The organism is Pseudomonas sp. AK-TSAG1-1, from assembly GCF_056821665.1.
The window spans coordinates 1,685,079-1,704,787 of sequence record NZ_CM165965.1 but is presented as its reverse complement, the minus strand read 5'-3'; the positions used below and the strand labels follow the sequence as shown (position 1 = coordinate 1,704,787).

Here is a 19,709-nt window from a genome sequence, read left to right as displayed (position 1 = left end):
TCGCAAGAGTGCGCCCGCCGGGTTAATCGACCATGACAGGCGTGCGTCAGTCGTGTGACAGCGCGCAGGCCGGTGGCCCCGGTGTAGACTGGCGCTCACTTCGGAGACTTCTGCCATGCGCCCGATCCTTACCCTGCGCCAGTACACCCACGATCTGATCGTCCACAGCCACGACCACGCCCAGTTGGTATTCGGGTTGTCCGGCGCGCTGGATTTCGAAGTCGAGGGCCGTGGCAGTCAGGTGCGCCAGCAGAGTTTCGTGGTCATCCCGTCCGGCGCCCATCACGCCTGCGGCAGTCCGCAAGGCAGCCGTTGCCTGGTGTTGGACATCCCCGACGAGCAATGGCTGGCGGACTCGCTGGGCGAACATGCCGAGGCCAGCCGTCAGTTACTCGACCGCCCGGCCCGATTGGCACTGGATGCCGGGCAAAGTCAGTTGGTCAGCTGGCTGGCGAACAGCCCGGTCAGCGATCCGCTGATCGCCCGCCAGGGCGCGGTGTTGCTGCTGGCCAGCCTGAATCACGCCCGCCCTGCCGAACTCGGCGCCCGCCGCCTGCCTTACACAGCCCTCGATGCCCACATCGAGCAATACGCCGCCTATCCGCTGCAAGTGGCGGATCTGGCCCGGATCGCCGGATTGTCCAGCGCCCGTCTGCATGCGCGCTTCATGGCCGAATGTGGACAAACGCCGATGGACTATATCCGCAGCCGGCGCCTGCACAACGCCGTTGGCCTGTTGCGCGAGACCGCGTTACCGATCGGCGAAATCGCCAGTCGGGTCGGTTACAGTTCGCAAAGTGCTTTCGCTGCTGCAGTGCTGCGTGAGTTTGGCGCCTCGCCGGGCACACTGCGGCGCGAGGCTGGCGATAAAGGACGATAGTCTGGCGACAGACACCCGCCGGTGCACCTCTTTAAACTGCTGCGGTGATGGTGCTGACTTTCAAGGATTGCAATGACTCCGCGTACCGCCCTAGGCGCCCTGCATATCGGCGCTCTGATGTTCGGCCTGACCGGTGTGTTCGGCAAACTCGCTGCCGCGTCGCCGGCGGTAATCGTCTTTGGACGCGCCGCGTTTGCGGTACTCGCCCTGGCCTTTTTCGCCCGCTTCGCCAGCCAGAATGGCTGGCAGAAACTGCAAGCGGTCGATTGGCGGCGCCTGACGCTCAGCGGCGTGTTGCTGGCCGGGCACTGGGTGAGTTTTTTCATCGCAGTGAAGGTGGCCGGCGTGGCGATTGCGACGCTGGGCTTTGCCAGCTTCCCGGCCTTCACGGTGATTCTCGAAGGGTTGATCTTCCGCGAACGCATCCGCGCCAATGAAATTGTGCTGGTGGTATTGGTCAGCGTCGGCCTGGTGCTGGTAACCCCTGCGTTCGATCTTGCCAGCGGCGCCACTACCGGGTTGCTCTGGGCGGTGCTGTCAGGCCTGTTGTTCGCCCTGCTCTCGCTGACCAATCGCGCCAGCTCCGGACGTATTCCGGCGGTGCAGGCGGCGCTGTGCCAGAACGTAGTGGTGGCGCTGTGTCTGCTGCCGGTCGCCGCCCCGCAATTAAGCACAGTGCGTGCCCTGGACTGGCTATGGATCGGCCTGCTCGGGGTGTTTTGTACCGGCGTCGCGCACAGTTTGTTCGTCGCCAGTCTGGCGGTGATCAAGGCACGCACCGCCGCCGTGGTGTTCGCCATGGAGCCGGTGTACGGCATCACCGTCGCCTGGCTATTGTTCGGCGAGAACCCGACCGTACGCATGTTGATCGGCGGCGCGCTGATCATCGTCGCCATCGTGGTCTCGGCGCGGATGTCAGGCAGCGCTGACAAGAAAACCGTCGCCGCCGAAGCCGCGTCTCACTGAGTGCGGTCGTTGTGGCCGAGGTCGCGGTCAGGGTCGATCTGATCGCGTACCCGCTGCTTGAGCACCTTGGCCTCGGGAAAGCCGCCGTCCGCCTTGCGTTCCCAGATCTGTACGGCGCCGCAGCTGATATGAAACACCCCGCCGGTGCCGGGCACCAGCGAGACCTTGCCGAGGTCATCGCCGAAGGTGCTGAGCAACTCCTGCGCCAGCCACGCGGCGCGCAGCAGCCACTGGCATTGGGTGCAATAGGTGATGACGACTTCGGCTTTTTCGACGGTCATGTTCGCTGAAACTCCTGAGACAGAGGGCGCCGCTATAATAGCCGGCTTTATCGCTTGCCCCGAGACTCACAATGCGCCGTCTGCTGTTCTGCCTGCTGCTTGGTTTTCTTCCTTTGCTCGTCCACGCCAGTGAGGCATCGCGCCCGAAAGTCGGCCTGGTGCTGTCCGGCGGTGCCGCCCGTGGCCTGGCGCACATCGGCGTGCTCAAGGCACTTGAAGAACAAGGCATCAAGATCGATGCAATTGCCGGCACCAGCATGGGCGCGGTGGTCGGCGGCCTGTATGCCTCGGGCTACAAGATCGATGAGTTGGAAAAACTCGCGCTGAACATCGACTGGCAGCAGGCGCTGTCCGACGCTCCGCCACGGGAAGACGTGCCGTTTCGACGCAAGCAGGACGACCGCGATTTTCTGGTGAAACAGCAACTGAGCTTTCGCGATGACGGCAGCCTCGGCCTTCCTCTGGGGGTAATTCAGGGCCAAAACCTGGCGCTGATGCTCGAAAGCCTGCTGGCGCACACCAGCGACACCCGGGACTTCGACAAACTGCCGATCCCCTTTCGCGCTGTCGCCACTGATATCGCCAACGGCGAAAAGGTGGTGTTCCGCAAGGGCCATCTGCCCCAGGTGATCCGCGCCAGCATGTCGATCCCGGCGGTATTCGCTCCGGTCGAGCTGGACGGCCGACTGCTGGTGGACGGCGGCATGACCGACAACATCCCGCTCGACGTCGCGCGGGAAATGGGTGTCGACGTGGCCATCGTGGTCGACATCGGCACCCCGCTGCGCAACCGCAAACAACTGACCACCGTGGTCGATGTGCTGAATCAGTCGATCACCCTGATGACCCGGCGCAACTCCGAAGAACAGCTGGCCGCCCTCAAGCCCTCCGATGTGTTGATCCAGCCGGCGCTGGCGGCGTTCGGTGTCACTGATTTCGGCAAGGCCCAGGAGATGATCGACGCCGGTTACCGCGCCACGAAGATTCTCGACGCGCGCCTCGCATTGCTCAAACCCCGCGAATCCCAGGACGCCGAACTCAATGCTGCACGCGCCCCGGGTCAGCGCACGCCGATCATCACCGCGATCAAGGTCGAGAACGACTCGAAAGTCGGCGACGACGTGATCCGCTACTACATCCGCCAGCCCATCGGCGAGCCACTGGACCTGGGCCGACTGCACTCGGACATGGGCACGCTGTACGGCCTCGACTACTTCGAACAAGTGCAATACCGCGTCGTACACAAGGGCCAGGATCACACTCTGGTAATCAGTGCCCGGGGCAAGCGCAGCGGCACCGATTACCTGCGCGTCGGCCTGAACCTGTCGGACGACATGCGCGGTGACAGCGCCTTCAACCTCGGCGCCAGTTACCGCATCAACGGCATCAACCGCCTCGGCGCGGAGTGGCTGACCCGGGCGCAGATCGGCGACAAACAGGAACTCTACACCGAGTTCTATCAACCGCTGGACGTCGGCTCACGTTACTTTGTCGCCCCGTATGCGGCCTTTGAAGCGCAGAACGTCGATGCCGTGCTCGACAACGACCCGATCGCCCAATACCGCGTCGAACGCTACGGTTTCGGCCTCAACGTTGGCCGACAGATCGGCAACAACGGCGAAATCCGCTTCGGGGTCGGTGAAGCCTGGGGCAAGGCGGATGTGCGGATCGGCGATCAGGACCTGCCGAGCGAAAACTTCAAGGAAGGTTTTTATTCACTGAAGTATTCGTTCGACTCGCTGGACAACGTCTACTTCCCCCACGAGGGCAAGGACGTCAGCCTGACCCTGCAGCAATTCGAGCCGAGCCTGGGTTCGGACACGCGCTATCGCCAGTGGGAATTCAAACTCGACAAAGCCATGAGCCGTGGCCCGGACACATTGATTCTCGGCGGGCGCTATGCCCGCACGCTGGATGATGCCAACGTGGTGACCTCAAGCTTCCTGCTCGGGGGCGCGCGGCAGCTGTCGGGGTTCCGCGAGGACTCGATCTCCGGACAGAACATCAGCCTCATGCGGGCGGTGTATTACCGCCGGTTGACGCCGCGTTCGTATCTGCCGCTGGACTTCCCGCTGTATGCCGGTGCGTCGCTGGAACGTGGTCGGGCGTGGAACAACGACAATCAGTTCGACAGCGGCTATATCAATGCCGCCAGCGTGTTCATTGGTTTTGATACGCCGCTGGGGCCGTTGAATTTCACCTATGGCTTGAATGATGCGAATGAACAGGCGGTTTATCTGAATCTGGGGCAGACGTTCTGAGCACTCAGCGGGATTGATGTTGCCGGGCAGGCCGCCTTCGCGAGCAAGCCCGCTCCCACAGGAGAACGCATTCCAACGAGCCTGCTCGCGAATCCGTCAGGACAGGCACCGCATCAGTAGCAGACACACTGGTTAGCGAATCCCCGCCAGCAAGGTTCTGGCAGTTTGCTTAAGGGGTTCATCGCCTTCCTTGAGCAACTCATTGAGCAGCGCAATGGCGCTGTCGATGTCGCCGTCATCAATGCAGGTCTGCGCCTGCTCCAGTTTCCCTGATCCAGAGGCGGGTTCCGGTTCCTGCAACGTCAGTGGCTCCAGCCCCAGTGATGGCGGCGGATCGCCAAACTCATTGAGAAAGTCATCGTCCAGCGGCTGCGCGTCCGGTTCGGGAATCCATTCCAGCTCCGCCTCATCGTTCAGTGCGGCTTCGGGCAATTCGAAGTCCGCCGGCAGCACTTCAAAACTGGACGCTGACACCGTGGGGTCTGCTGACGGCTGATCGGCTGCTGCACGGCCGTCCTCCAGATCCCAACTGGACGCCATCGACAGCTCGCCCAGGTTCAATTCGAAATCATCCTCGGGCGCCGGTTGCGCCGCAGCAATCGGTACGGCAGCGACGGCCGGCATTACCGGTGCCATGGGTGCGGCACTGTTGAGCTTTGGATGACGCGCCCGGATCGCATCCAGTTGCTGAGGATCGACATCTGCCCCACGCAACTGGTTTTCCTGTTGTTCGTAAGCCGCGCTGTCGCCTTGGCGCCCCAGCACTTCGAGCAATTGCACGCCCAGATCGGTGCGCTCCGGCTCCTTGTCCAGGGCATTGCGCAGCAGCCCGGCGGCCTCGTTCAGGCGTCCATACGCCAGGTAGATCCCCACCGCTTCCAGCACATCGCCCGCGGCGGGTTCTTCACGGTGTTCGGTCGCTGCACGGATATTGGCCGGGGGTGCCGTTTGCGTGTCATCAAGCTCAGGTTGATGACCTTCTGAAGCAATAGGCAGCGGCGCAGCATCCTGGCCCAGTTGACGTCGACGGCGCACGAATAGCCCGCCACCCAACACTCCCAACAACAGCAGCAAGCCGCCGAGCAACGGCCAGTTGAGACCCTCGTCTTCGGCTGGCGGCGCTACGGTTGCAGGCGCCGGCACCGGCGGCGTAATGACCGCTGCCGGGGGCTTTTGCAGCTCGGTCAAACGCGTTTGCAAATCGCTGACCTGCTTTTTGCCATCGGCAATCTGAGCATCCTGCGCCTGCAGTTTCGCGTTCAACTCATCGACGGTCTTCTGCAGTTGCTGGTTCTGCAACACGCTGGCCGCCAATTGGTCGGTCAGTGCCGCGTTGGCCGGTGCAGCAGGCGCGGGTGGCGCTGAAGGTGCAACGTCGCGTTTGCCCTGGGCAGCCTGCGGTGGCGCCGTAGCCGGTTCGACGGTAGGGAATTCAGAGGATTGCGGGCGTGGGTCGGGCTCATCCGTGGCCGGCACGATGCTCGGCGAACCCGGCGGATCGATCAGCACCGTGTACTCGCGCAACAAATGGCCATTGGGCTGATTGAGTTGCACCAGAAAATTCAGAAAAGGTTCTTTGACCGGTTTGCGCGAGGTCACCCGGATCATCTGGCGATTGCCATGCAGGATCGGAGTGAACCGCAGGTCATTGAGGAAAAACACCCGCTCGACCCCGGCGCGACCGAATTCATCCGCCGTGGCCAGACTGGCCGAGAGGTCGCTGGCGCTGAGGCCGCCGGCATCGACCAGCGCGATGTCGGCCTTGAGCGGCTGATTGAGGCCTGAGTGAACAGTGATGTCACCCAGTCCCAGTGCCATCGACCAGGTCGAATAGCTGAATACGCCAGCGACCAGCAGCCATTTGGCGCCACCGCGCAGTACCACGTGCCGACTTGCGAGCATGAGCATCCCTTAAATAAGCAAAACCGACTTCTATGCGTTCGCACATCCGGTACGAACACGATATTGCCCAGTAGTTCTTATAGTCTGCTCTGCGCGATCCCTCAAAAAACCGGCGCGCGGTTATGCCTCAAGATTTTTCCAGATTGGCCAGAATGTGCCCGTGAACCCGCATGCACACCTTCATATCCGCTTCGTCGATACCGACGAACAGCTCACTGCGCAGTTGTGCGGCAATGGTTTCGATTTGTTCGATCAGCGGCAGCGCCGGGGCGCAGAGAACGATTTTTTTCGCCCGACGGTCTTCCATCACGGACTGGCGTTGCACCAGGCCCTGGCTTTCCAGGCTATCGAGCAAGCGGGCCAGGGTCGGCCCTTCGACGCCGACGCTTTGCGCCAGCTCGCGTTGGGTCGGTGCGTCTTCGAAACGCGCCAGATGCAGCAGCACCAGCCAGCGTGCCTGGGACAGACCCAGACCCGCCAGCCGGCGATCCAGTTCGGCACGCCAGCCACGGGACATCTGGGCCAGTTGCATGCCAAAGCGGTGTTGATCGGTTAACGGCATAAAACACTCATGAGTAGACTGACAAATAGAGAAAAACTAATTATTAGTCAGCTAAGCATGACATTTGGCTATAGGCAAGAGCCGACCTGTACTGAATCGTTACAACTGCCTGACGGTTGGCGCAAACGTCGTCTTACATTTCGAATTCAGATTGCAGCGCAGCCCTTACGCAATACAGCACGCCCTCCGGAACCCGCCCCGCAAACAGCTCGGCCACTTCAGCGACCGACGGCAATTCGCCCTCGCCATCGAGGAACGCGTCCTGCACTTCGCCCATCAGCTCTTCCGGCAGATCCAGCGCCTGCTCCAGCGACAATTGTTGTTTGCCGATGGCTTCGGCGAGCATGGTGTAGACGTTCTTTTCCGAGCATTGCAACTGCCCGGCGATCTGCATCGGAGTCATGCCGGCGCGGGCCAGAGTGATCAGTTCGTGGCGCACGTCGGCCACCGCTTTCGGCGCCTCGACTTCGCCGCCAAGCACTTCGAGGAAGGCCTCGCCGTAGCGCTCCAGCTTGCGTGCACCGACGCCGCTGACCGTGGCCATTTCCGCCAGCGAGGTCGGCTGGCTGCGAAGCATTTCCAGCAGCGTCGAGTCGGGGAAGATGACGTACGGCGGCACGCCGTGTTCTTCGGCGAGTTTGCGCCGCAGCGCGCGCAGCGCTTCCCACTGTTCGCGCTCTTCGCCGCGCACCAGTTGGCTGGCCGGGCTCTTGCTGTTGCTCTTGGCGGCGACTTGCGGCTTGAGGTCGCGGCGCAGCTCCAGGCTCACTTCGCCCTTGAGTAATGGCCGGCAACTGTCATTCAGACGCAGACCGCCGTAACCTTCGTGATCGACATCGGCCAGACCACGGGCCACCAACTGGCGGAACAACGAGCGCCATTCGCTCTCGCTCAACGCTTTGCCGACGCCCCACACCGATAGGTGCTGATGGCCGAAACTGCGAATTTTTTCGTTGTCCTTGCCCAGCAGCACATCCACCAGATGGCCGACGCCATAACGCTGGCCAGTGCGGAAAATCGCCGATAACGCCTGACGTGCAGGCTCGGTGGCGTCCCAGGTCTGCACGCCGTCGACGCAGTTGTCGCAGTGGCCGCACGGCTCGGGCATGTCTTCGTCGAAATACGCCAGCAGGGTCTGGCGCCGGCAACGGGTCTCTTCGCAGAGCGAGAGCATGGCGTCGAGCTTGTGCTGCTCCAGACGCTTGTGCCGCTCATCGCCTTCGGAGTTCTGCAGCATTTGCTTGAGCATCACCACGTCTTGCAGACCGTAGGCCATCCACGCGTCCGCCGGCAGGCCATCACGGCCGCCGCGACCGGTTTCCTGGTAATACGCTTCGAGGGATTTCGGCAGATCGAGGTGCGCGACAAAACGTACGTTGGGCTTGTCGATGCCCATGCCGAACGCCACGGTGGCGACCATGATCAGGCCTTCCTCGTTGAGGAAGCGTTTCTGGTTGAAGGCGCGCAGATCGTTGGGCAGGCCGGCGTGATATGGCAGGGCCGGGAAGCCCTGCTCGCTGAGGAACGCCGCCACTTCTTCGACCTTCTTGCGCGACAGGCAGTAGACGATGCCCGCATCGCTGCGGCGCTCGGCGAGGAATGCCAGCAACTGCTTGCGCGGCTGCTCCTTGGGTACGATGCGGTAGAAAATGTTCGGGCGGTCGAAGCTCGACAGGAAGCGCTCGGCATTTTGCAGATGCAGGCGGGTGACGATTTCTTCGCGGGTACGCTTGTCTGCAGTGGCAGTCAGGGCGATACGCGGTACGTCGGGGAACATTTCCGCCAACTGGCCAAGTTGCAGGTATTCCGGACGGAAGTCGTGGCCCCATTGCGAGACGCAGTGCGCTTCATCGATGGCGAACAGGGCGATATTCAGCCCTTGCAGGAACGACAGCATGCGCGGCTGCACCAGACGCTCGGGCGCCAGATACAGCATTTTCACTTCGCCGCGCTTGATCCGCGCCGCCAGATCGCGCTGCTGTTCGGCACTCAGCGTGGAGTTCAGCGCCGCAGCGGCCACACCCAGCTCTTCGAGGGTGGCGACCTGATCGTCCATCAAGGCGATCAACGGCGATACCACCACTGCCAGGCCGTCGCGCAACAGCGCCGGCACCTGGAAGCACAGGGACTTGCCGCCACCGGTAGGCATCAGCACCAGCGCATCACCGCCGCTGGCCACGCGCTCAATGATTGCACCCTGACGGCCACGGAAACTGTCGTAGCCGAAGATGTCCTTGAGGACGCGTTGAGCCTGTTCGAGCATAAAAACTCCAAAAATCTACCGAAACATCCCTGCACAGGCTGGTTCAGGACAGCCAGGGCTGCTTAAACAAAACGTAAGAGCGCATTGCCAGACCACCGCAATACGAGCAGGGAGCGAAAACGCGGCAGTATACCCGAGCCCTCCCCGGCAAGGGGTGCCGCTGAGAAGACACCGATTAATCTGCCACCATAACTCCCTGTAGGAGTGAGCCTGCTCGCGAAGGCGGCGTGCCAGTCGATACAAACGTGCCTGATACAGCGCATTCGCGAGCAAGCCCGCTCCCACAGGGTTATTCGTGTTGCCTGTAATTACGGCAAATCTGCCGTGCGGCTGGCTTGAGCGCGCAAGAAGGCCTAGAATTCCCGCATTGTTTATTCCCCCAAGGTAGCCCCGTAATGTCCTTCGCTGAGCAACTAACCCGCCTGCAAGTCTTTCTCGACGCCGACGAGCTGCACGAAGAGGCGCTGGATTACGTGGCCGCCCACGGTTACCTGACCGCATTGTCGATCTGTGCCGAAGACGTACCGGAGCGCGAATGGATCGACGCCCTGTTCGCCGAAGAGCCGCATTACAGCAGCGACGCGCAGCGCGAAGAGATCGAAGCCACGCTGATCGGCCTCAAGGCACACATCGCCCGCCAACTGGCGTCCGACGAAGAGTTCGAACTGCCATGCGATCTGGACCTCGGTGACGAGCCGGACGATTCCGAACTGCGCGGCTGGTGCATCGGTTTCATGGAAGGCGTGTTCCTGCGTGAAGCGGCCTGGTTCGAGACTGCCGAAGAAGAAGTCAGCGAAATGCTCCTGCCGATCATGGTCGGTTCGGGCCTGTTCGACGAACAGCCAGAGTTCGAAGACATCGCCAAGGACGCCAACCTGATGGACGACATGATCGTGCAGATCCCGGAAGCCCTGACCGCGCTGTATCTGTTGTGCCAGGCGCCAGACGAAAAACCGGCGATCCTCAAGCCACGTCACCACTAAGACCCGGCCTATGGACAACCCCATAGGCAACCGCTCCCTGATGTTGCGCTACATCCTGCTGGCCATCGGCTGGCTCAGCGTGGCATTGGGGGTGATCGGCATTTTCCTGCCGGTTCTGCCCACCACCCCTTTCCTTCTGCTCGCAGCGGCGTGTTTCGCCCGCAGCTCTCCGCGTTTCTATCGCTGGCTGGTCGAGCATCCGCGACTCGGGCCATGGATCCGCGACTACCTCGACGGCAACGGCATTCCGCTCAAAGGCAAGGTCTACGCGATCGGGCTGATGTGGGCGAGCATTCTGTTCTCGTGTTACCTGGTGCCGCTGCCGTGGGCGCGGGGGTTCATGCTGACCAGTGCGGTACTGGTAACGGTTTATATCTTGCGGCAGAAGACGTTGCGCAAGTCTTGAAGCGAGTTTTACACGCCAGCCAATACGATGTGCATGATTTGCCCCGGCATCAGCACCGAATCGCTGCTGGTCAACGCCTGCGAATCCATGGTCTGGACCGGAGTGATGCTCGCGGAGCTGGCGGTGAGTCGGACGCTGGATGACCTGAAATTGCCGCAGGTGTGATGAACATCACCTGAATCACGCGGCGTCGATAATGCCCCCTTCGCGAGCAGGCTCGCTCCCACATTAGAATGCGCCCACCTGTGGGAGCGAGCCTGCTCGCGAAGGCTGTCTCACCGGCAACACATCGCTTCAGGCATAAAAAACCCGCCGTCCCGGTTAATCGGGACGGCGGGTTTTGTCGTTTCAGGCCTCGCTACACCGTATCCACCTTCAACGAATGATCATTGAGCATGCCGCTGATGATCGTCGCCGTGTCGTGCCCGCTGGCGATCACCCCGCCCGCCCCCGGGGTCACGCCGTAGTGGCTGGCGAGGTTGACGCCGGCCAGGTCGATGGTCTGGTTCGGCGTTGCGCCGGCCAGGGCACTGACGTCGATGCTGGTGAGCACCGAAGCGCCGCTGCCGGTGACGGTGAAGTGCAGGTAATCGTCCAGCGACGCCGTGGTGCCGTTTTCACCTTGCAGCAGTTGCGACAGGTCGAGCTTGTCGGTGCCCGGGGTGAAGTCGGTGATGGTGTCGTGGCCCGTGTTGCCCTTCAGGTACTGGAAGGTATCGGCCCCCGGCCCGCCGGTCAGGGTGTTGTTGCCCATCCCGCCGATCAGCAGATCGTCACCGCCGCCGCCGTTGAGGATGTCGTTGCCCAGTCCGCCGTTGATCACGTTGTTATTGTTGTCGCCGGTCAGGGTGTCGTTGAAGTTCGAACCGACCAGGTTTTCGATGTTGCTGAGGGTATCGGTGCCAGCGCCGATGGTGTTTTGCGCCCCCAGCAGACCGAGGTTGACCGTGACTCCGGCAGTGGCGTGGGCATAGCTGACCGTGTCGATGCCGGTGCCGCCATCGAGAATGTCATTGCCCGGGCCGCTGTAGAGCAAGTCGTTGCCCGCGCCGCCGTGCATTTCGTTGTTGCCGGAGCCAGCGGTCAGCACGTCGTTACCGTCGCCACCATTGAGGATGTTGTTGCCGGTGCCGGCCACCAGAATGTCATCGCCTGCGGTACCGGTGAGCATATGACCATCCTGATAGGTGATGCTGACGTTGGCCGTGTCGCTGCCGCCATGGTTGTCGTTGGCGGTGTAGGTGCCGTTGAAGTCCGGCGTCACGTCGTGCGCGCCGGCGTAGTTGACCGTCATGGTCAGTTGGTAGTTTTCCGCCGCAGTGGGGTTACTGCCGCTGGTGTTGCTGATGTTGGTCACGTGGATCTGATAGGTGCCATCAGCGCTGGCAGTGATGGTGCCGCCGTCGGCGATGCTGGTGAACGCACCACCGTTGACCGAGTACTCCATGGTGATGTGCCCGGCCGCCAGGTTGTGATCCAGGTTCAGCGTTTCGCCCTGTTTCAGTTTGACGGTGATCAGGTCCTCATCGTTGGCATTGGCGGTGGTCACCGCGCCGAGGTATCCGCTGACCACCAGCACAGCCGTCATCGCTGCCGTGTTGGCCGCGAACGCATTGCGCACGTCGGCCAGGTTCTGGTTGGCGGCGGTGTTACCGGTGCCGTTGAACGTGATGGCGCCGGTACCGCTGAAGTCAGCGCCCTTGGCTGCCCACCCGGTGTTGAAGGTGGTCGGCGAGGCGTTGAGCGGGTCGCCGTCCGGGTCGGTGTCGTTGGCCAGCAGCAGTTCGCCCGGCACCGTGACGCTGCTCGACAGCACGTTGGTGATGACGTGGTCGTCCATCGCCACCGGTGGCGAGTTGGGGATCACTTTCACCGTCAGCGTCGAGCTGGCGAGGTCGCCATCGTTATCGCTGAGGGTGAAGCCGATGTTCTCGGTGATCACCGTGGTGGTGGTTTTCTGCGAGGTGTAGCTGTAGTCGCCAGTATCGAGGTTGATCACCAGCGTGCCGCTGTTGTTGGTGGCGATGCTCAACGTGTTGTTCACCGTGTTGAACGTGCCGTGGTTGGTGCCACCGCTTGGGGTCAACGACCCCTGGCCGCTGTTGGCGCGCGGGTCATAGGTGTAGGTGGTGCCGTCGATCACGATGGATTTGATGAAACCGCCATCGGCACCGAACGTGCCACCCTCGCCCAGCAGCGAACCGGTGACCGGCGCACCTTCCACGGTGCCCGAGAGCACCGAGTTGAGCTGATTGAGATCGGTGACCACCACGGCGTTGGTGTTGGTGTGGCTGATGCCGTCATAGGCCAGCGGGTCGAGGTTGGCGTTGCTCACGCCGCTGCCCAGGCCGATCGCGTAGTTCTTGATGTTGTTGGCATCAAGGAACGCTTTGAGTGCGGTCTCGTCAGCGGTGCCGATTTCCTGGCCTGTGGTCGGTTTGCCGTCGGAGAAAAAGTAGCCGACGTTCTGCGCCCCGGTGAGTTTGCCCGAGGTGTTGAAGGCGGTTTGCATCGTCGCCACGGCCGCGTCGTAGTTGGTGCCGCCACCCGCCGTGAGGCCGGCGAGGAGCGATTTGGCGGTCGCCACGTCAACCCATACCGACGTTCTGTCGGTGGCGCTGCTGCTGAAGGTGACGAGTTGCACCTTCACGTCGCCGAGGTCGTCGTATTTGTCGAGCAAGGCACTGATCGCCTGTTTCGCCAGATCCAGCCGCGACAGCCCCGGCACGCCGGACGGATCGACCATGCTGCCGGAAATGTCGAGGACGATGAGGATGTTGGAATCGATCTCCACCGCTGCCACGGAGCGATCCGACGGCACCGCTTTCGGCACGTCATCAACGATGTTGACCACGATGGTGCTGGTGGTGCTGTTGCCCAGTGCATCGGTGGCTTTGTAGGTGAAACTTTCGCTCAGGGTATTCGCGCCGTCGTTGGCGTTCGGCGTGGTTTTCGGCGCCGAGGTCAGGGTGTAGGTGTAGGTGCCGTCAGCGTTGAGCTGGATCTGCCCGTAAGTGCCGGTGGCGCTGCCAACCAGGGTGTAAGTGATCGCCCCGCTGCCGCCAGTGACCGCGCCGACCAGCGTACCGGTGGCAGTTTCGCCGGTATTGGTCGGATCGCTGCCGGTGACCGTACCCGGGGCCAGGTCCTGGCCGTCCTTGGTCAGGTCGAGGGCTTTTTCATAGACCGTCACGTCCTGATCGACCGAGGCCACCAGTTTGCTGTCGGCGACGTTGATGGTGATGGTGGTGGTGCTTTCGTCGCCGTCACCGTCGCGGATGGTATAGGTGAAAGTATCGGTGGCACCCGGTGGGCTCACCGAGTTCGGGTTGCTGTGGTAAATGGCGTTGCCGGCCGCATCCAGGGTCAGGAAACCGTAGGTGCCGTTGATGTTGCTGTTGAGGCCGCCGATCGCCGAACTTGAGGTGTCGCCGCCGGCACGCACGCCAACCACTGCACCGCCCGCTGCGGCGCCGTCCGCACCGGTAACGTCATTGCCCAGCACGCTGACATTGACCGTACCGCCCTCCACCACCGAACCGGTGTCGGCCTTGGCGGTCGGCAGGTCGTCGATGATGTTGACGTTGATCTGCCCGGACGCAGTGCTGCCGTCGCCATCGGTGGCGACCACGTTGAAGTTCTCGGTGAGACTGTTGGCACCGTTACCGGTGGGGTGGGCGTCGTTGTGATCCAGCGTGTAGCTGTAACTCACAACACCTGTAGCCGCGTTGAAACCAGTGATGGTCAGCGTGCTGCCGAGCGGTGTGGTGACCGATTGCGGGAAGCCTGCCGCCACACCGTTGGTGACCACGGCGATGCCGCCGACGGTGAGGGTTTGCAGACCATCGAGTGCGGTCACGGTGAATGTGCCGCTCTGGGTCAGCGCATTGGCATCAGGCGCGCTGCCGGTGCTGAGGTTTTTTTCGTAGACGGTGAGTTCGCCGCCGTTGACGTCGAGACCGTTGAGAATCACCGGGTCGTCGTTGTTGTGGATCTGCAGGACAAGGTTGGCGGTGCTGGTGTCGCCGTCCGAATCGGTGATGGTGTAGGTGAAGGTTTCAGTGCCGTTGCCACCGCCGTGCAGGTTTTTGAAGTCGGCATCGGTGGGGTTGAGCGTGTAGGTGTAGGTGCCGTCGGTGTGCAGTTCAAGGGTGCCGTAAGTGCCAGTGAAAGTCCCGGCAGTGACGGGGCCAGTCGGTACACGGTCGGCGCCTTGCACGTCATTGGTCAGGACGTTGCCGGTCAGCGTGAGGTTGGTTTCCGAGGCGGTGCCGGTGTTGCTGTCATTCACTGCTTTTGGCAGGTCATCGATGATATTCACATCGAGCGTTGCGTTGGCGGTGGTGCCGTTGTCGTCGACTACGGTGACGGCGAACTGCTCGGGCAGGTTGTTTGCACCGTTGGCGGTTGGGTGGGCGTCGTTGTGGTCGAGGGTGTAGCTGTAGCTGACGACACCGGTTGCCGCATTGAAACCTGTGATCGTCAACGTGCTGCCGAGCGGTGTGGTGACCGATTGCGGAAAGCCTGCGGCGACACCGTTAGTGACAACCGCGATTCCACCGACGGTCAGCGTGGTAACGCCGTCCTGAGCAGTGATCGTGAACGTGCCGCTCTGAGTCAGCGCATTGGCATCTGGTGCGCTGCCGGTGCTGAGGTTTTTTTCGTAGACGGTGAGTTCGCCGCCGTTCACATCCAGGCCGCTGATGATCACAGGATCGTCGTTGTTGTGGATCTGCAGGACAAGGTTGGCGGTGCTGGTGTCGCCATCCGAGTCGGTGATGGTGTAGGTGAAGGTTTCGGTGCCGTTGCCGCCGCCGTGCAGGTTTTTGAAGTCGGCATCGGTCGGGTTGAGCGTGTAGGTGTAGGTGCCGTCGGTGTGCAGTTCCAGGGTGCCGTAAGTGCCGGTGAAGGTGCCTGCGGTGACTGGGCCGGTGGGTACACGGTCGGCGCCCTGCACGTCATTGGTCAGGACGTTGCCGGTCAGCGTGAGGTTGGTTTCCGAGGCGGTGCCGGTGTTGCTGTCATTCACTGCTTTTGGCAGGTCGTCGATGATGTTCACATCGAGCGTTGCATTGGCGGTGGTGCCGTTGTCGTCGACTACGGTGACGGCGAACTGTTCGGGCAGGTTGTTGGCGCCGTTGGCAGTCGGATGCGCATCGTTGTGGTCGAGGGTGTAGCTGTAGCTGACGACACCGGTTGCCGCATTGAAACCTGTGATCGTTAACGTGCTGCCGAGCGGTGTGGTGACCGATTGGGGGAAGCCCGCTGCCACGCCGTTGGTGACAACCGCGATTCCGCCCACCGTGAGCGTCGTGACACCGTCGAGTGCGGTAATGGTGAACGTGCCGCTTTGGGTCAGCGCATTGGCATCAGGCGCGCTGCCGGTGCTGAGGTTTTTTTCGTAGACGGTGAGTTCGCCGCCGTTGACGTCGAGACCGTTGAGAATCACCGGGTCGTCGTTGTTGTGGATCTGCAGGACAAGGTTGGCGGTGCTGGTGTCGCCGTCTGAATCGGTGATGGTGTAAGTGAACGTCTCGGTGCCGTTGCCGCCGCCATGCAGGTTTTTGAAGTCGGCATCAGTGGGGTTCAGCGTGTAGGTGTAGGTGCCGTCGGTGTGCAGTTCAAGGGTGCCGTAAGTGCCAGTGAAAGTCCCGGCAGTGACGGGGCCGGTCGGTACGCGGTCGGCGCCTTGCACGTCGTTGGTCAGGACGTTGCCGGTCAGCGTCAGGTTGGTTTCCGAGGCGGTGCCGGTGTTGCTGTCGTTCACCGCTTTTGGCAGGTCATCGATGATGTTCACATCGAGCGTTGCGTTGGCGGTCGTGCCGTTGTCGTCGACTACGGTGACGGCGAACTGCTCAGGCAGGTTGTTGGCGCCGTTGGCCGTTGGGTGGGCATCGTTGTGGTCGAGGGTGTAGCTGTAGCTGACGACACCGGTGGTCGCGTTGAAGCCAGTGATGGTCAGCGTGCTGCCGAGCGGTGTGGTGACCGATTGGGGGAAGCCTGCCGCCACGCCGTTGGTGACAACCGCGATGCCGCCCACCGTGAGCGTCGTAACACCGTCGAGTGCGGTAATGGTGAACGTGCCGCTTTGGGTCAGCGCATTAGCATCAGGCGCGCTGCCGGTGCTGAGGTTTTTTTCGTAGACGGTGAGTTCGCCGCCGTTCACATCCAGGCCGCTGATGACCACGGGGTCGTCGTTGTTGTGGATCTGCAAAACCAGATTCGCCGTGCTGGTGTCGCCGTCCGAATCGGTGATGGTGTAGGTGAAGGTCTCGGTCCCATTGCCGCCGCCGTGCAGATTCTTGAAGTCGGCATCAGTGGGGTTCAGCGTGTAGGTGTAGGTGCCGTCGGTGTGCAGTTCCAGGGTGCCGTAAGTGCCAGTGAAAGTCCCGGCAGTGACTGGGCCAGTCGGTACACGGTCGGCGCCCTGCACGTCGTTGGTCAGGACGTTGCCGGTCAGCGTCAGGTTGGTTTCCGAGGCGGTGCCGGTGTTGCTGTCGTTCACCGCTTTTGGCAGGTCATCGATGATGTTCACATCGAGCGTTGCGTTGGCGGTCGTGCCGTTGTCGTCGACTACGGTGACGGCGAACTGCTCAGGCAGGTTGTTGGCGCCGTTGGCCGTTGGGTGGGCATCGTTGTGGTCGAGGGTGTAGCTGTAGCTGACGACACCGGTGGTCGCGTTGAAGCCAGTGATGGTCAGCGTGCTGCCGAGCGGTGTGGTGACCGATTGGGGGAAGCCTGCCGCCACGCCGTTGGTGACAACCGCGATGCCGCCCACCGTGAGCGTCGTAACACCGTCGAGTGCGGTAATGGTGAACGTGCCGCTTTGGGTCAGCGCATTAGCATCAGGCGCGCTGCCGGTGCTGAGGTTTTTTTCGTAGACGGTGAGTTCGCCGCCGTTCACATCCAGGCCGCTGATGACCACGGGGTCGTCGTTGTTGTGGATCTGCAAAACCAGATTCGCCGTGCTGGTGTCGCCGTCCGAATCGGTGATGGTGTAGGTGAAGGTCTCGGTCCCATTGCCGCCGCCGTGCAGATTCTTGAAGTCGGCATCAGTGGGGTTCAGCGTGTAGGTGTAGGTGCCGTCGGTGTGCAGTTCCAGGGTGCCGTAAGTGCCAGTGAAAGTCCCGGCAGTGACTGGGCCAGTCGGTACACGGTCGGCGCCTTGCACGTCATTGGTCAGGACGTTACCGGTCAGCGTGAGGTTGGTTTCCGAGGCGGTGCCGGTGTTGCTGTCGTTCACTGCTTTTGGCAGGTCGTCGATGATGTTCACATCGAGCGTTGCGTTGGCGGTCGTGCCGTTGTCGTCGACTACGGTGACGGCGAACTGTTCGGGCAGGTTGTTTGCACCGTTGGCGGTTGGGTGGGCGTCGTTGTGGTCGAGGGTGTAGCTGTAGCTGACGACACCGGTGGTCGCGTTGAAACCTGTGATCGTTAACGTGCTGCCGAGCGGTGTGGTGACCGATTGGGGGAAGCCCGCTGCCACGCCGTTGGTAACGACAGCGATGCCGCCGACGGTCAATGTGGTGACGCCATCCAGCGCCGTGATGCTGAAGGTGCCGCTCTGGGTCAGCGCGGTGGAATCCGGCTCGCTGCCGGTGCTGAGGTTTTTCTCAAAGACTGTCAGTTCCCCGCCTTCAACGCTCAACCCGTTGATCACCACCGGATCGTCGTTGTTGTGAATCTGCAAAACCAGATTCGCCGTGCTGGTGTCGCCATCCGAATCGGTGATGGTGTAGGTGAACGTCTCGGTGCCGTTGCCGCCGCCGTGCAGGGCTTTGAAATCCGCATCGCTGGTGTTCAGGGTATAGGTGTAAGTGCCGTTGGCATTCAACACCAGGGTACCGAAAGTGCCGGTGAACGTACCCGCGGTGACGGGGCCAGTGGGTACACGATCGGCGCCCTGCACATCGTTGGTCAGGACGTTGCCGGTGAGGGTCAACAGGGTTTCCGAAGCGGTGTTGGCGTTGCTGTCACTCACCGCTCTGGGCACGTCGTCGATGATGTTGACGTCCAGCGAGCCGGTGGCGCTGTCGCCATTGCTGTCGCCGGCGGTCACGGTGAAATGTTCGCTGAGGCTGTTGGCGCCGTCACCGGCTGGATGGGCGTCGTTGCCGTTGAGGGTGTAGCTGTAGCTGACGACCCCGGTCGAAGCGTTGTAGCCGGTGATGGTCAGGGTGTTGCCCAGTTGCGTGGTGATCGACTGCGGAAAACCCGCCGCCACGCCGCCGCTGATCACGTTGATCCCACCGATGTTCAGGCTGCTCAGACCGTCCGGTGCCGACACCGTGAAGCTGCCATTCTGGGTCAGCGCACCAGGATTGGCAGAGGAGCCGTCCGGCAGGTTGGCTTCGTTGAGCGTCAGCTCCCCGCCGGGTACCGCGAGGCCGCTGAGTGTCACCGGATTATTGACCGGCGGCACGATTGGCGTGTTGTCGCCATTGTCGACCACCACAAATGGCCGCACTTGCGGAAACTCGGGAATCCCGTTGAAACCGGCGGTGGGAAAACCGATGACCGGGTCCACTCGCCCGCCGACTTCGGTCAGCAACACAAAGCTGTGGCCACCGCCCGCCTCGCCTGGCACGCCAGTCGGTGCATTCGGCCCCGCAGCGGTCGCTTCCGCGGCTTTGGTCGGGTCTTCTCCAGCGGCGATGGCTTTCTGGATCTGTTCGACATCGGTCAGTTGCGCTTCGCTCGGCGTCAGCGCTTCAGGGGAATCGATGTGCACCGCCTGGTTAGCCAGCAGTTGCCCGGACATGGTCATGCTGCTGTCGCGGCCCAGGGTCAACTCATGGCCGTTTTGCAGATGAACGGCGACGGCGCCTTCAGCGCCGGTGATCACTTGATCGCCGGCATACAAGCGGTCGCCCTCGACCAGGGCGCGGCGCGTGCCGTCGGTACCCTGCGCAAAAACCTGACCAATGACTTTAGTGACGATCCCGATGAGCGTTGCCATGTGAATTTCCTCCGCTGCCGACCACCGTCGGCACTGGTTCGCGAAGCAGCCCATGGCTCAAGCGGGTTGCCGGGGTGACGCTCGCACCTCGGCAGTTCGTTTCGCAGGTTTGCGCGAACAAGGAAACTTCAGTGCTTTCAAGCACTTCGGTTCCCTGATCGATGCAGCACGCCCACTAACGCTACGTAACGGTGGTGAATCACCCGAGTGACAAAAAACTGTCGCTCATTAACCGCTACGCGTCCC

11 protein-coding genes are annotated in these 19,709 nt (G+C 62.0%); 6 read left to right on the top strand and 5 right to left on the bottom strand.

Features of this window, described 5'->3' with window-relative positions:
- Positions 1-115 precede the first annotated feature (115 nt).
- Both AC1UK9_RS07770 and AC1UK9_RS07765 read left to right on the top strand, forming a co-directional pair.
- Positions 116-880 carry an AraC family transcriptional regulator gene (locus tag AC1UK9_RS07770; protein ID WP_482579801.1) on the top strand — a complete coding sequence of 255 codons (765 nt, stop codon included), beginning with the start codon at positions 116-118 and terminating at the stop codon, positions 878-880.
- 72 nt (positions 881-952) lie between these two features.
- Positions 953-1,846, top strand: coding sequence for a DMT family transporter (locus tag AC1UK9_RS07765; protein ID WP_482579800.1), 894 nt, complete (start codon positions 953-955; stop codon positions 1,844-1,846).
- Here AC1UK9_RS07765 and AC1UK9_RS07760 read toward each other — a convergent pair.
- Positions 1,840-2,127 carry an Rdx family protein gene (locus AC1UK9_RS07760; RefSeq protein ID WP_473014799.1) on the bottom strand — a complete coding sequence of 96 codons (288 nt, stop codon included), beginning with the start codon at positions 2,125-2,127 and terminating at the stop codon, positions 1,840-1,842. The genes AC1UK9_RS07765 and AC1UK9_RS07760 overlap by 7 nt on opposite strands.
- A gap of 71 nt (positions 2,128-2,198) precedes the next feature.
- On the opposite strand from AC1UK9_RS07760, the gene AC1UK9_RS07755 reads away from it, so the two are divergent.
- A complete protein-coding gene (locus tag AC1UK9_RS07755) occupies positions 2,199-4,388 on the top strand; it encodes a patatin-like phospholipase family protein (protein WP_482579799.1) in 2,190 nt (729 codons plus the stop codon).
- Positions 4,389-4,520: 132 nt separating this feature from the next.
- Here the strand turns inward: AC1UK9_RS07755 and AC1UK9_RS07750 are convergent, their stop codons facing one another.
- From AC1UK9_RS07750 to recQ, 3 genes are all read right to left on the bottom strand, one after another.
- Positions 4,521-6,290, bottom strand: a complete 1,770-nt coding sequence (locus AC1UK9_RS07750) for a motility hub landmark protein FimV (protein WP_482579798.1) — start codon at positions 6,288-6,290, stop codon at positions 4,521-4,523.
- Between the two features lie 127 nt (positions 6,291-6,417).
- Positions 6,418-6,852, bottom strand: a complete 435-nt coding sequence (locus AC1UK9_RS07745) for a MarR family transcriptional regulator (protein ID WP_025110578.1) — start codon at positions 6,850-6,852, stop codon at positions 6,418-6,420.
- Positions 6,853-6,985: 133 nt separating this feature from the next.
- Complete coding sequence (recQ, locus tag AC1UK9_RS07740) at positions 6,986-9,115, bottom strand: DNA helicase RecQ (protein WP_473014796.1); 2,130 nt, start codon at positions 9,113-9,115, stop codon at positions 6,986-6,988.
- A 395-nt stretch (positions 9,116-9,510) separates the two neighbouring features.
- Here recQ and AC1UK9_RS07735 point away from each other — a divergent pair, with 395 nt between their 5' ends.
- The 3 genes from AC1UK9_RS07735 to AC1UK9_RS07725 are packed head-to-tail and all read left to right on the top strand — an operon-like array spanning position 9,511 to position 10,669.
- Positions 9,511-10,098, top strand: a complete 588-nt coding sequence (locus tag AC1UK9_RS07735; protein WP_025110580.1) for a UPF0149 family protein — start codon at positions 9,511-9,513, stop codon at positions 10,096-10,098.
- Between the two features lie 10 nt (positions 10,099-10,108).
- Entirely contained in the window at positions 10,109-10,504 is a 396-nt protein-coding gene (locus AC1UK9_RS07730; protein WP_482579797.1) for a YbaN family protein, read from the top strand.
- Positions 10,505-10,537: 33 nt separating this feature from the next.
- A complete protein-coding gene (locus tag AC1UK9_RS07725) occupies positions 10,538-10,669 on the top strand; it encodes a hypothetical protein (protein WP_482579796.1) in 132 nt (43 codons plus the stop codon).
- Between the two features lie 193 nt (positions 10,670-10,862).
- Here AC1UK9_RS07725 and AC1UK9_RS07720 read toward each other — a convergent pair whose 3' ends face one another.
- On the bottom strand, positions 10,863-19,463 hold the full coding sequence (locus tag AC1UK9_RS07720) for a retention module-containing protein (RefSeq protein ID WP_482579795.1): 8,601 nt from the start codon (positions 19,461-19,463) through the stop codon (positions 10,863-10,865).
- Between the last annotated feature and the right edge of the window lie 246 nt (positions 19,464-19,709).

Excerpts from the sequence above, each read along its gene's own strand:
- AC1UK9_RS07770 (WP_482579801.1), top strand. The coding sequence starts at position 116 with ATGCGCCCGATCCTTACCCTGCGCCAGTACACCCACGATCTGATCGTC.
- AC1UK9_RS07765 (WP_482579800.1), top strand. The coding sequence starts at position 953 with ATGACTCCGCGTACCGCCCTAGGCGCCCTGCATATCGGCGCTCTGATG.
- AC1UK9_RS07760 (WP_473014799.1), bottom strand. The coding sequence starts at position 2,127 with ATGACCGTCGAAAAAGCCGAAGTCGTCATCACCTATTGCACCCAATGC.
- AC1UK9_RS07755 (WP_482579799.1), top strand. The coding sequence starts at position 2,199 with ATGCGCCGTCTGCTGTTCTGCCTGCTGCTTGGTTTTCTTCCTTTGCTC.
- AC1UK9_RS07750 (WP_482579798.1), bottom strand. The coding sequence starts at position 6,290 with ATGCTCGCAAGTCGGCACGTGGTACTGCGCGGTGGCGCCAAATGGCTG.
- AC1UK9_RS07745 (WP_025110578.1), bottom strand. The coding sequence starts at position 6,852 with ATGCCGTTAACCGATCAACACCGCTTTGGCATGCAACTGGCCCAGATG.
- recQ (WP_473014796.1), bottom strand. The coding sequence starts at position 9,115 with ATGCTCGAACAGGCTCAACGCGTCCTCAAGGACATCTTCGGCTACGAC.
- AC1UK9_RS07735 (WP_025110580.1), top strand. The coding sequence starts at position 9,511 with ATGTCCTTCGCTGAGCAACTAACCCGCCTGCAAGTCTTTCTCGACGCC.
- AC1UK9_RS07730 (WP_482579797.1), top strand. The coding sequence starts at position 10,109 with ATGGACAACCCCATAGGCAACCGCTCCCTGATGTTGCGCTACATCCTG.
- AC1UK9_RS07725 (WP_482579796.1), top strand. The coding sequence starts at position 10,538 with ATGATTTGCCCCGGCATCAGCACCGAATCGCTGCTGGTCAACGCCTGC.
- AC1UK9_RS07720 (WP_482579795.1), bottom strand. The coding sequence starts at position 19,463 with ATGGCAACGCTCATCGGGATCGTCACTAAAGTCATTGGTCAGGTTTTT.